This window comes from Sphingobacteriales bacterium (genome assembly GCA_016700115.1).
Lineage (GTDB): Bacteria > Bacteroidota > Bacteroidia > Chitinophagales > UBA2359 > UBA2359.
Window position 1 is genome coordinate 2069579 of the sequence record CP064999.1, and the last position, 12644, is coordinate 2082222.

Annotated in this window: 11 protein-coding genes and 1 tRNA gene; 5 read left to right on the forward strand and 7 right to left on the reverse strand. The window is 39.9% G+C overall.

Translation table 11 applies throughout. The annotated features are described in order from the left end of the window. Window positions 1-157 precede the first annotated feature (157 nt). Window positions 158-808, forward strand: coding sequence for a YceI family protein (locus tag IPM47_07345; protein ID QQS30734.1), 651 nt, complete (start codon window positions 158-160; stop codon window positions 806-808). Here IPM47_07345 and IPM47_07350 read toward each other — a convergent pair. From IPM47_07350 to IPM47_07365, 4 genes are read right to left on the reverse strand one after another with little or no spacing between them, the layout of a single operon-like run. Continuing rightward, entirely contained in the window at window positions 805-1572 is a 768-nt protein-coding gene (locus IPM47_07350) for a class I SAM-dependent methyltransferase (GenBank protein ID QQS30735.1), read from the reverse strand. The genes IPM47_07345 and IPM47_07350 overlap by 4 nt on opposite strands. Before the next feature lie 23 nt (window positions 1573-1595). Beyond that, a complete protein-coding gene (locus IPM47_07355) occupies window positions 1596-2252 on the reverse strand; it encodes a DUF4340 domain-containing protein (GenBank protein QQS30736.1) in 657 nt (218 codons plus the stop codon). 17 nt (window positions 2253-2269) lie between these two features. Then, window positions 2270-3583 (reverse strand): 2-oxo acid dehydrogenase subunit E2, encoded by a 1314-nt coding sequence (locus IPM47_07360; protein ID QQS30737.1) that lies wholly within the window; start codon window positions 3581-3583, stop codon window positions 2270-2272. 41 nt (window positions 3584-3624) lie between these two features. After that, complete coding sequence (locus IPM47_07365) at window positions 3625-3771, reverse strand: hypothetical protein (protein ID QQS30738.1); 147 nt, start codon at window positions 3769-3771, stop codon at window positions 3625-3627. Between IPM47_07365 and IPM47_07370 the strand changes: the two genes are divergently transcribed. The 3 genes from IPM47_07370 (at window position 3770) to IPM47_07380 (ending at window position 7800) form a co-directional block, all read left to right on the forward strand. After that, entirely contained in the window at window positions 3770-4759 is a 990-nt protein-coding gene (locus IPM47_07370; GenBank protein QQS31415.1) for a GDP-mannose 4,6-dehydratase, read from the forward strand. The genes IPM47_07365 and IPM47_07370 overlap by 2 nt on opposite strands. Window positions 4760-5082: 323 nt before the next feature. Then, window positions 5083-7179, forward strand: a complete 2097-nt coding sequence (locus tag IPM47_07375; protein ID QQS30739.1) for a choice-of-anchor L domain-containing protein — start codon at window positions 5083-5085, stop codon at window positions 7177-7179. A gap of 102 nt (window positions 7180-7281) precedes the next feature. Beyond that, window positions 7282-7800 carry a hypothetical protein gene (locus tag IPM47_07380; protein ID QQS30740.1) on the forward strand — a complete coding sequence of 173 codons (519 nt, stop codon included), beginning with the start codon at window positions 7282-7284 and terminating at the stop codon, window positions 7798-7800. Window positions 7801-7965: 165 nt separating this feature from the next. Here IPM47_07380 and IPM47_07385 read toward each other — a convergent pair. The 3 genes from IPM47_07385 to IPM47_07395 form a co-directional block, all read right to left on the reverse strand. Then, window positions 7966-8036 (reverse strand) — tRNA-Gln (locus IPM47_07385). 141 nt (window positions 8037-8177) lie between these two features. Next, the gene (locus tag IPM47_07390) at window positions 8178-8906 is read right to left on the reverse strand and encodes a CDP-alcohol phosphatidyltransferase family protein (protein ID QQS30741.1); all 729 of its coding nucleotides are present in this window, start codon (window positions 8904-8906) and stop codon (window positions 8178-8180) included. Between the two features lie 367 nt (window positions 8907-9273). Further along, complete coding sequence (locus IPM47_07395; GenBank protein ID QQS30742.1) at window positions 9274-11907, reverse strand: hypothetical protein; 2634 nt, start codon at window positions 11905-11907, stop codon at window positions 9274-9276. A gap of 304 nt (window positions 11908-12211) precedes the next feature. Between IPM47_07395 and IPM47_07400 the strand changes: the two genes are divergently transcribed. Then, a complete protein-coding gene (locus IPM47_07400) occupies window positions 12212-12601 on the forward strand; it encodes a DUF423 domain-containing protein (GenBank protein QQS30743.1) in 390 nt (129 codons plus the stop codon). Window positions 12602-12644: the final 43 nt, after the last annotated feature.

A 12644-nucleotide genomic window follows, 5' to 3' on the forward strand; every position in this document is an offset into this window, starting at 1 on the left:
CAACACTATTTTAACTTGTCAGGTTGTTAAATATCAGAAAAGGCAGGCAAAGGGCAAAAAATTGTCATTGCCTGCTTTTTTTAAATGTCGGGTTGATTATTTATTAAGCTCAGTTAAACAGATAGTACATACAATATTCCGCCTAAGATTTTTAATTATGCGAAAACTTTTAATTGCATTTCTGTTCATTGCTGTTTCCTTTCAGTTAATTCAGGCACAAGTTGCTCTGAGTTTAGTTTCCGGAGGTAATATCAGCAATGCAAGTAAATTCCTTGTTGACCAAAACAGCGTTCTTTTGCTTAAAGGAACGACTAATGTTAACTCATTTACCTGTAAATGCAAGGATAATTACCACCCTCAAAGTTTTTTCCTGAAAAATTCAACTTCCGATCTTCTGGAGTTTACCGAAACCAGACTACAGCTTGCAATTGCAACTTTGGATTGTGGAAATAAAAAAATGAATACAGATTTGCAAAAAGCACTAAATGCAAGTACTCACCCCAAAATTAAAGTTGAATTGCTAAAAGTAATAATTGGGGATGAATGTTATGCAAATATTGATTGTGTTTCTGAAAATTTGACCGAGGCTTTGGTTTATGCTCAAATCAGCATCAATGGTAAATCAAACAGATATTGGATAGATGTTGAACTGAGAAAGTCCTCAGAAAACAAGTTTTTTGTTCTGGGCCAAAAGCGCCTCAATATGCTGGATTTTGGTGTAAAGCCACCGGAAGTGTTTTTTGGAGCAGTAAAGGTCAATTCCGGTATTGATATTGTGTTTGATCTGGGGATTAGTCTGACAAATTAATCTTTATGTGCGATCCAGATATCCTCTCTGGATATGGCATATCTGTTAATTTCTTCAAGGGGTAGTTCAAACAGAAATTTATTGAGTTCAACCCTGAATCCTGCCGCTTCGAGGCGGTTTTTTTTATCCATTCCGTAAGTTCTTACGTGGTCGTCTTGTCCAAACAATCTTTCCCGTTCCCGGGGATCGGTAATGGTGAGGTCTTCGATGGTATCGGGCAGATTGCTCATAGGAGTTTGCAAAATAGCCCATCCACCGGGTTTTAGAATCCGGTAAAGTTCGCTCATGGCTTTCTTGTCGTCGGGCACATGCTCCAGCACATGATTGCAAATGACAACATCGTAGGTATTGTCCGGCAAAGGAATATTGGTAATATCCATTTTGACCATTGCTGTCGGCATGTCCAGATCAGCACTCAGGTAGTCTAAGTTCGGATTGCTTTTAAACAGTTCCTGCAATTGATGTTCAGGTGCAAAATGCAGTAATTTTGCCTTTCGTTCTAAAATATCGGAGTGTTGATGAAGGTAGAGCCATAATCCCCTGTGTCTCTCCAGCGATAAACACCACCTGCAAAGTACGTTAGGGCGTTTTATATAACCATAAGAGGCAAAACTGCTGAATGAATGACCACAACAAGGGCAGGTAACCTTGTTGCCTTTGTATAAAACAGAACTTGCCCGCAAAGCATACATGCCCCAAACCCGGAGGAACTTTTTAGGCACCACTTTTTCTGCAAATTGCTTAAGATCGTAAGTATTCAACATACGCTTTGGTGTGCCTTTTCCGGCTATTCGGTGCTGATATTTTGTTGTCTGATAATAGTGTCCGGAGTTAGGATTTGACTGCCTTCTAACGATTTTGGCTGATAGGTTTTCGGATCATTGCTGAAAGAAGCGCTAATCATTCCCGGGATTGCATATACTTTGTCGTCGTTGTGAGGCCTGACATAAGTAGTCAAAACAGGACGCTGCTGATTTTGGTTAGGATTAAAGTTTCCCTCAGAAATCCCTCCGCCCTGAGGCTGTCCGATATTGAACTTTCCGATATAAAAATCCAATACTGTTTTGTTGCCTTGTTTTGCTACAACTCTGTGAGCGTTTTCATTCACCTGATATTCTTTCCATTTGTCTTTACCGGCAGCAGCTACTCTTTTGACGCTAAGTTGATTAAATATTGCAAGCATTGAACTGACGGTAGCCGGGTTTGCTGCCGTTGTGCCGATACTGTCGTTGGTCATTTCCCAACCGTTATCCTTACGGTTAAGAGTCAGAGGCTTGCCGGAGTTTTCGTCTGAATAAATGGTAACTGAAGTAATTTTCGAAGTGTCAGTTACAAAGAGGTCTTTCTTGAAATTTCCCTTTTTATTGCCTGTAAATTGGGTGTAGAGAAAGATGGCTGTTAAAAAGAATAAGAGGGCTATCAGTAATTTGTTATTCAGTTTCATAGTACCGGTCGCTAAGGTTAAATTTCTCGGTTTATGTCGAAGTTTTCAAGGTATTGAGCCACCCTGTTCAGGAAAGTACTGCCGAGTGCTCCATCAATAATGCGGTGGTCGTAAGACAAAGACATAATCATTAAATGACGTATAGCAATGATGTCGCCGTATTCAGTTTCTAAAACTGCCGGTTTTTTTCTGATGATACCGGTTGCTAAAACTGCTACCTGAGGCTGGTTAATGATGGGGGTTCCCATCAGGCTGCCAAAAGTTCCGACATTGGTAAAGGTAAAAGTACCGCCTTGAATTTCGTCAGGTTTTAATTTTCCTGCTTTTCCTCTGTTTGCCAAATCGTTTACTGCTTTTGTCAGCCCAATCAGGCTTTTTTGGTCTGCATTTCTGATAACCGGCACAATCAGGTTGCCTTCCGGCGTTGCGGTAGCCATTCCAATATTGATGTCTTTGCGTATGATGATATTATACCCGTCAACCGATGAATTGACTAAAGGGTAGTCTTTGATGGCTTTTACGGCAGCTTCTATTAATAATGGAGTGAAAGAAATTTTTTCGGATTCGCGTTGTTGAAACCGATCTTTGATTTTATTTCGCCAGTTTACCAAATTGGTTACATCCACCTCTACAAAAGAGGTAACATGGGGCGCGACGGTCTTAGACATGACCATGTGATCGGCAATCAACCGCCTCATTCTGTCCATTTCAACGATTTCTACATTGCTGCCATATTCTACTTTTGGTGGAGTGATGCTACTCACTTGTTTTTGTTGAACTGTTTCAACAGTTGGCCGGATTACCTCTTTTGGCTGCTCCTGCCTTTGCTGTATATATTGTAGTATGTCTTTTTTAGTAACGCGGTCGTTGCTGCCGGTTCCGGCAATGGCGGCCAGTTCGCGCATATCAATACCTTCCTGCCGGGCAATGTTGAGCACCAAAGGAGAATAAAACCGGTTATCTACTGCAACAGCTTCGGTTTTTTGATGCGATAATGCCGGAGTTTGCTGAATAGCTGTGGAACTGATTGCTTTTTCAGGGGTAGTTAAAACAGGCTCCTGAATTTTGGTGTTATCGGAAGAAGGTTGAGCATCCGTTTCAATCAGGGCTATTGCCTTTCCTACCGGTACTACATCGCCTTCGGCATATAATTTTTTGACTAATTTGCCTGAAGTAGGGGACGGCACTTCGCTGTCCACTTTATCCGTAGCTATTTCCAATACGGCTTCTTCTTCCGAAATTGTATCTCCATCGTTTTTTAGCCATTTTAAAATAGTGGCCTCCATGATGCTTTCACCCATTTTGGGCATGATGAGTTCTACCTGTGCCATAAGTATATGTATAATCTTTAGGGGGTAAAGTTAGTGGATTTTTACCGATTATTGATAGTTCTATCCATCAACCCTTTATAATGCCCTGAATTTGTTTCGGGAATAATCGGTGTTTTGGTTAAATCGCCGGCACATGACATAGGAGCCTGTATCTTGTGCTTTGGTGAAATTGTCGTATTTTTGAGCATGATTAAAAACAAACTGGCTTTAGTTACCGGAGCAGCCGGGTTTATCGGCAGTCATTTAACCCAATACCTGGTTGAACAGGGTTACAACGTTAGAGCAATGGTCAGATATAGTTCAAGGCCGCAATTAGGCAACCTTGAATTTCTGCCCCGTGAAATTTTTCAGGCGATAGAGATTGTAAAAGGCGATTTAAAAGACCCGGATTTCTGTCATCATGCCGTCAGAAGCTGTCATTATGTTTTTCATTTGGGGGCATTGATTGCCATTCCTTATTCTTATGTCAATCCCACCGATTTTGTCCAAACCAATATCGCCGGTACCACATATTTGCTGAATGCTGCACGGAAATCTGATGTTTTAGAGCGCTTTGTTCATACCTCAACGTCTGAGGTATATGGCACTGCATTATATACCCCCATAGATGAGCAGCACCCTCTGCAACCACAATCCCCTTATTCGGCAAGTAAAATGAGTGCAGATCTTTTGGCTTTGTCGTACTACAATGCCTTTGACCTGCCGGTAACAGTTATTCGGCCATTTAACACGTATGGCCCGCGACAATCGGCAAGGGCGGTTATCCCTACAATTATATCACAGTTACTCACGCTGTCAGACATTAAGTTGGGGAACCTAAGCCCTAAGCGCGATTTCTTATATGTCAAAGACACCATTCGGGGGTTTTTACAAGCCGGCACTCACGAAAATACAGTCGGATTGGTGGTCAATTTAGGCACCGGGACGGATGTTTCAATTGCTGAAACTTATGCAACGATATGTGGCTTGATGGGTAAACATCCGGATTTGCTCACAGATAACAGCCGCTTCAGACCTGAAAAGTCGGAAGTGTTTCAGTTAGTATGTAACGCACAACTTGCAAAAAACCTGAGCGGTTGGGAACCTCAATTTTCTTTTGAACAAGGGCTTGCCGAAACCATAGCATGGATTAGCGACCACCTGCATTTGTTTAAACCTCAGGAATATCAAGTTTGAGTTTTTCTTGTCCTTGTGGCATTGGTCTTAAGTCAGATTATTAAATGAATTTCGGTCTGATGGATTGTTAACCGAGGTTGTAAATATCTGTGGTTTTTAACGGAATATCAGTTGTGGTTTTCTCAATCATTTATTGCCAAACATTGGCGGGTTACTAAAAAATCATCAAGTCGCATGATGTCTGTTGTGCATTTGAAAGTTTTATTAAAAAAAGCAAGAATTGTTTTGGTTTGTTTCAATTTTTTTATTTAATTTTGTGAGGAATTTTAACACGTTTATATTGAAATTCATTTTCGTTTTTCTAACCACAAACCAATTTTCAAATGACATTATTAAATCAGTTTACTCGCTATGTATTAGCGCTGTTTGTGCTTATTAGCATGGTTTTTACCCTTTCAAATTGCGACGAAGACGACCCTATTCCGGCTGCTTTAGGCAATTTGGACGTAACGCCCGGTGAAATGGTCGTCAATTTTCCGACTATTATTACTGCACATGTTCATGTTCCCCCCGGAGTAGCTGTGGTGGACAATAGTTTAACACTTCTCAAAACCGACCCTAATGGCAACACTACCGAAATTAGTGAGTTGCTTGATAATGGGGATTTGTACAACGGTGATGAAATTAAAGGTGACAATATTTACACCACCAAAGTAACGGTAACCGAAGCTATTTCAGGAGAAATTATCCTCAAAGTTGCGGGTAAAATTACCAATACGAAGGGAGATACAGAAGATGCCGAGTCGAAAGAGTTTAAGGTAAAAGTATATGCAGATATTAACGGTGCCGATATGAAAGCACTGTTCGATGTGCAAAACGATATGGTAGGTCAACTTGACGACTATCTCGGTGGCAATCAAAATAATGCTCCAAATGCTGTTAACCAATTGCTTAGCTGGATACAGAGCCAACCGGAAGTTGAGTCCGCAACTTTAAGCAACGGAACTTCTATTGAAATCAAGTACAAATCCGGTTTAATGGGTGGAGTGATTATTTCTTTAGAAGACGATAACGGCTATGTTGATACCCGTGGTGGAATGGCAATGCCTGTTTCTTCAGTTCAGGAAAATGACGATAGGGGTTCTGTTACTAAAATTCCGGTTTCCCAACAGACTCGTGGGAAAAACTATGTTGAGCAAGGTGTTTTTTCAGGCAAAATGATGGAAGATTTTGACCCGAATACCATCGGTAACCGCAATGTTTTTATTTATGCACCTTACGAAGCCTCGTGGAAAAATAATGAACGACCGCATATTATCAACATTTTGGACAGTTTAGATTGTGGCGGGTTTCAGGTAACTGCATATACCAATCAGGAGGCCGATGTCGCTAAAATTGCCGAAATGATGAGCTATGGAATGGTAGTTTTATCAACTCATGGTTCGGGAGGAGGCAAGGCTGTACTAACCGGTGAAATTGCAGATACAACAGCAACAGCTTACCAGTCTTATAAAGCATTACTTCAGGGAGATAACCCTAAGATGGGTATCAGTATGAACATTACCATCAGCAAACAGGGGGATGCCATTGATAAGAAAAACGTCTATAAATTATATGCCTCTTATATTTCCGGTTTAATCGGTGAGTTTCCGCAAAGTGTCATTTTGGCAAATTTCTGTGGCAGCGACCAAACTCCTCCATTGCGTGATGCTTTTATCGGAAAAGGCGCTAAAACATATTTTGGTTATACCGAATCAGTCAATGGCGGTTTTTGTGTTTCTGTATCCAGAGATGTATTTACTACACTTGCCAAAAACAATAAAACAACCGGTGAAGTCAGCAAAATAGGTACGAGCGACCCTCAAACACCTTACGCAACTTTTAAAATAGAAGGTTCGGGTACCATGCGTTTTGCAACAGAACTGGTAAACGGCAATTTTGAAAAAGGCATGTTGGGTTGGACCAAATCAGGAGACGGCAGAGCAATTAGTCAGTTGGGATATATGGACTCACCCGAAGGCAACTATATGGGGATTATTTCTACCGGTTTGGGATATACGGTCAATTCAGGCAGAATTTCACAGTCATTTACGGTTCCTAACAATGCAACTGAGCTTTCGTTGAAATGGAATTTCTTTTCAGAAGAATTTTTGGAATATATCGGCTCACAATACCAGGATTGGTTTGAGGTAATTGTCGTAACCCCGGAATTTGGCGAACATGTATTACTCAGCAAATCTGTGGATGGAGTTGCTGCTGAATATGGAGCTGCTTATCCTGATATTCCCGGAAACTTAATTAGTGTTTCTCCTGATATCGTATTTGATGTCGGTGGCGTTTACATGACCGGTTGGGAAACTTTTACTTTTGACATCAGCAGTTATAAAGGCAAATGTGTAACTTTGGTCTTACGTTGCAGCGATGTTGGTGACAGTATTTATGATACCGCTGTTTTGCTTGACGAAATTTCAATTAAATAACCCGGTTATTTAATAAAAATATGTAGATAGTCCGCAGGGTAGTCAGATATACTACCCTGCGGATTTTTCGCTAATACTTAAACACTCTCAAAGAGAACAACTATGTTAATTCGCCTTTTTTTAAGTGCTTTGTTTGTTGGACTTTGCAGTTTTTGTCTTCATTCAACTACTCCGGCAAGTTCCGGATCAAATCAGGATGATTCGTTGATGGAAAACAATCTTGAAAACACCGTTATCCGTGCCATTCGATATGAATCCGGCAAACCAAAGGGAGTAACTGTTTCTAAAGAGCATACTGAGAGCATTATCGGCTTTGTCCGCAATTTGCTGGAAACTTCTGAACCTATGCGCATTCATTTGGAAATGGAAGAAATACAATCACTTCGCAGCACAGCTACCGGATTTGAGATTTTTTTCTCACCGGCATTAGAAACATCTTCTGATGCTGCCCGGTTAAGTAAAATGTTCTTTTTAACAGAAGGTGATTTTTCAACTCGAATTGAAAGCACAAATGCCCGTTTTTTTGTCGCGTTAGACGATAACAATCAATACATTCAATCACCGTTTGAGGCAGAAAGCAAGGCGGAATTGGTCGGACAATTAAACGATTTGTTGAAATAATACCACTTCACTATCTAATAGAACCCACCCTAACCCCTCCGAGGAGGGGAATTAAAAGACTTTTGCAGGTAATTGATGGTTCAAAATTAAATCATAGTTGGTATAAATTTTCAAAACAAAGCAATAAAAAACCCCTCGAGCAACTTGCTTCGAGGGGTTTTTTTGTTGGCCCGCCAGGATTCGAACCTAGACAGACAGAACCAAAATCTGTAGTGCTACCATTACACAACGGGCCACCGTTTTTTAGCGGGGCAAAGATACACCCAACTCTTAACCTACACAATAGTTTTTTAAAAAAAATGCAATATTGTGAACCGTTTTTTGGCGGTACTATCTACAAACGCTATATATATATGAATAGTTCCATCGAGCTGTGCTTAATTGGAGTTAAAATAAGACTTATATAAAGTCATTGTTGCAAAGTAGATTAACACCAAAACAGCTACTGCTTTAAGGAAAATTGTAAAACCGGATGTTTCAGGATAAAACAACACCAGCAACACAAAGGATAATAAACCCATTATAGTAACACCGATTGTAAGAAACATAAACTTTTCGGTCCGGCTTGGATAAGGATATTTAAGAGGGATAAAATGCAGCAGACAAAAAAGGGCAATTGCTACCAGATTGATAAAGTTTCCAAAATTGAACACGAAAAAGAAATAAAACACCACCAAGTTCCACATTACCGGAAAACCAACAAAATGATAATCGGCACTAACCATGCCTGATTTGCCATAGTAAATAGCTGAGGTGAGCAATACAGCCGATGCTGCCAACAATCTTAATTCGGGTGCTATCATCCCGGATTCGTAGAGAAAAAAAGCAGGAATTATTGCATAAGTCGCAAAATCAATGACAGAATCCAACATTTTACCATCAAAAAAGGGCAATACTTGTTTGACCTTGCACCATCGGGCAAAACTTCCATCCAAACCATCAATGATTTGGCTCACCAACAACCAAAACATGGCCATCTGCCACTGATGTGCCGCTATTGCCAAAATTGCCAAAAAACCGGCTACTATACCGGTAGCGGTAAATAAATGAACAGACCAGGCGAGGGCTTTTTGAAGGGTAGAAAACTGTTGGGGTGGAGTTGACATTTGGGATTGCTCATTTTATATAAAATGAAGGCTGTAAAATAAACTAAAGCCTAAATTTTTTTCGACTGCGGGGCGTAAAGATAAAGGCATTTCGGACAATTCATTCATAAAGGTAACTGTCGAGGTGTTGGACTATTTAATTACCCGGATTTGCTTATCAAATTTTTCGTACAAAGTATAGTCTAAAGAGTAGTTATGATTTGTATTAACTACTCTGCAACATTTCTTTTACATATTTATTTTTAACTAAAAAGCTTACTTCCAAGATTGTTTACATGAACGACTCAAAGCTTCAGCCTTTATTTCTAATCGCTTAACCATTGTTCGCATCAATTTATGTTTAAATGTTCACCAAGCAAGCAGTTGTTTATTGAATAGTATAGGCAAACAGGTTTTTGGCACTTCCTCCGGCAATCAACACATTACCACCGTTATCCAAAAGGTCGGTACAAACAAACTGAGTGCCTGCCTCAATGGGAAAATTGGGGTGGTTTTCTCCATTTTCGTCTAAAAGAAAAACTTGCTTTGTGTTCGGGCAATATACCCCGATTCGGACATTTTTTTCTCCTTTTAGCCGGATAGGAAAAATCTTGCCGGGTTTTGCTTTGTCTTTAAATTCAAAAGTAAATAATTTTTTATTTTCGTTAAACGCATAAACTTTGTTGTTGCTCATAAAAATATATTCCTCGTTCGAGTAATCGGGTTGAATGTTTTCGGTTAAAAATCCGGAAGTTGGGCTGATGCTTACCATTTTTTTCGACCATTTTTGGCCGTCTAAAGTAAATACATAAGTATGGCTGTTTTTCGCGGTGGCAACAATTTTGGGTTCTCCACTCCTGATATCAATCTGTGGTGGGCTTATTAGCGGGCTGCCGGTTACCAGTTTTTGTTTTAATGCACCATTAGGAGATAATAAATAGATATTTCCGTTGTTGTTAGCGGCCACCATGAGTTGATGTTTATCATCACGAAAGTAAATTAATTCATAAGCCATTAAAGCCAGATAGGGTCGGGGACTCCAACCCGCCAAAGGCCTTCCGTTTGGGTGGTAGCCATAGATATTGTTATTGCCGCAGGGAATAAAAAAACTGTAGTTTTTATTGTTGTCAAAATCTGCCAGGGTCATTCCGGTAACTGCTTCTGCGCTTAGTTTGATGGGGTAGTCCTGCACGTCTTTTCCATTCCGGTCTATCAGATAGACTTTGTTGGAGGTGTTGAACAAGAAAAATAGATTGCCGTTGTTGTAAAGATCCAACTGCTGCACCTTTCCCATTATGGGTTTGTCGAAACTGCGCTTCCAGATTATTTTTCCATTTCTGCTGATTAAATACAAGTTATGGCTTTTGTCATAAACTATAATTTCTTTGTCGCCGCTGATATGGTTTTGGACTATTTGCGGAGGAGCAGCAGGTTCGTCTTCAAGGTCAACGTTCCAGGCTAAAGTAGTTGTGGAGTGGTGGATGTCTTTTTTTTGTTCAGATTTTTTATAGTTGATGTGAATGGTTGTTTTAATTCCGTTGTCGGGCATTTTATCCATTTGAACTGCAGTCGGGGTAAACCCATTATAGTATTTGCTTTTTTTACCAAAGTCTTTTAAAAACGAATCGGAGGATGTAGCTTTTATCAAAGGCGTTAACCTTTCGGGTTGCAGATAGAAAAAACTATTGCTTTTGGGATCTAATTCTTTTTCAAATTCCGCATAGTTTTCGTTTTTGAGCAAGGTTTGATTCGCTAAATAGTTTTCAATGATAACCTGTAAATGGTCTTTATTAGCGGTAAAAAGCATAAAGTTGCCCAACCTTGTATAATAGCTATCTGAAAATGCGGGAGCATAGTCCTGTCCAAAAATCAAACTTAGCATTTCTGAGCAATTGGCATTGCCGATGGTAAACCCTTTATAAATAAATGGTTTTGCACCTTTTAGGACGTGTTTTTTTAAGCTGCGGACTGCTTCGGTCGAGTCGGCAACCTCAACGGCCGCATAAACCACTTCAAAAAGGTTTGCCGATGCGGGTTCGGTAAAACCCATTGCCCATTCCTGACCCGCCCAATCTAATTCACGACTGTTTGCTAAAAACTCTTTTTTTTGTTGCCGTACAATTTTTTGAAGATTATCGGCACGGTTGTACCAAAGCATGGCAGTATTAAAAGGCAATATATTGGCGATGGTAATTTTGTCCGGACAGTTTTGTTCTGTTATTTGATTCAACAGAAGATTGGTTTGTGTTAGGGTTTCACCTTTTAACGCTATCCGGTTTTCGTGGACAGAAACTTCATAACTTGCTCCGCTAAGCAGTTTTGCCGGCCAATCGAATATTGTTCCTTGGATATCGGGCTTTAGAAAAACGGTTTTCAGCAAAGGGAGATTTTCAAAAAAGACATGAAGCATAAAACCGGCATCTGTGGTAGGCAATTGTTGATGAAATTGCAAGAATTTTCCGGTAAACAAACGGTGATACTGAGTAAGTGCTTCATCAACAAGCAAGGGGGTCATTGATGCCAACACAATTTTACCATCCTGAACTATGGTGAATATCTGTTTTTCTTTTTTTAGAGACAGTTCATAAATGATTTTTCGTTTGAAATTGCGACGGACAACCGGAACCCCTTTTTTTTCGAGGCTGTCAATGATTTCAGGTAAAGGAAATTTCAGTGCTTCCCGTTTTGTCAGAAACAAAAAATCATATTCGTCTGCTTTAGTAAGGTGCAATGATAGGAGCAAAGAAGGAAGATGTTGGGTGTTGCGGTTCAAAAACAGAGAGTCGAGAAGGATAAACCCGTTAACAGATTTATCAGCCCATGCTAAATGTTGCCAATCTGTAAAGGAGCTGTTTTCAACCAGACTACTATGCAGCAATCTTGCATCAGTTGTTTCTAATGCAAAAATACCGCTATCGGGAATAGCCTTAAACAATTGTCGCCTTTCATCAGAAAGATAAAAAAAGTAGATCCCCGCAACAGTCAGCAAGACAACAATTATCAGAATAGTGTTTTTGCTCATTATGAGGTTATTTGCTAATTTTGCAAGGCATTATAAAAAAACGAAGTACAGGATTTTCCTTCAAAAATTGTTGGTGGTATCGAAATTCACCAAAAGATAAAAGATCTTCCTTCAATATTTGTGCAAAATAAACTCAACGCTATCAAAAAGATGTTTTTTTAAATAAATTTTTTTACAATTTTCGTTTAATGCGGGTTAAGATCTTTTCCTTAATTCCTTGTAATCTTTAAAATCCTGTAATTTATTTGGTTTTTCACATACAAGTTGACAGGTAGTCCATTCCTTTCTGTTCAATGATTTAAATATGCCCAAAAACATTTTGCTGATTGCTGCCTTGCTTGGTGCCTTGACCGTTATATTAGGTGCCTTTGGTGCTCATGGTCTGAAGTCTAAAATAACCCCCGAACAGCTTCAGGTTTTTGAAACCGGAGTCAAGTATATGTTTTACCATACCCTCGCCATCTTGTTTGCCGGGTTACTTTTCGACAAATTCCCTTCCACCACCTTGTTTTTATTTTCTGCTTATGCATTTTTAGCGGGCATTGTTTTGTTTTCGGGGTCTTTGTTTCTGCTTGCCAATAAAGACTGGCTGGGCATTGCCACCTGGCGTTGGCTTGGTCCGGTTACTCCAATTGGCGGGCTATCATTCATTGCAGGCTGGCTGATGCTGGCTGCAGGAATCTGGAAATCATAAATCCCTATCTGAAAAATCAAACAATCACCTCTTTTTTTTACAA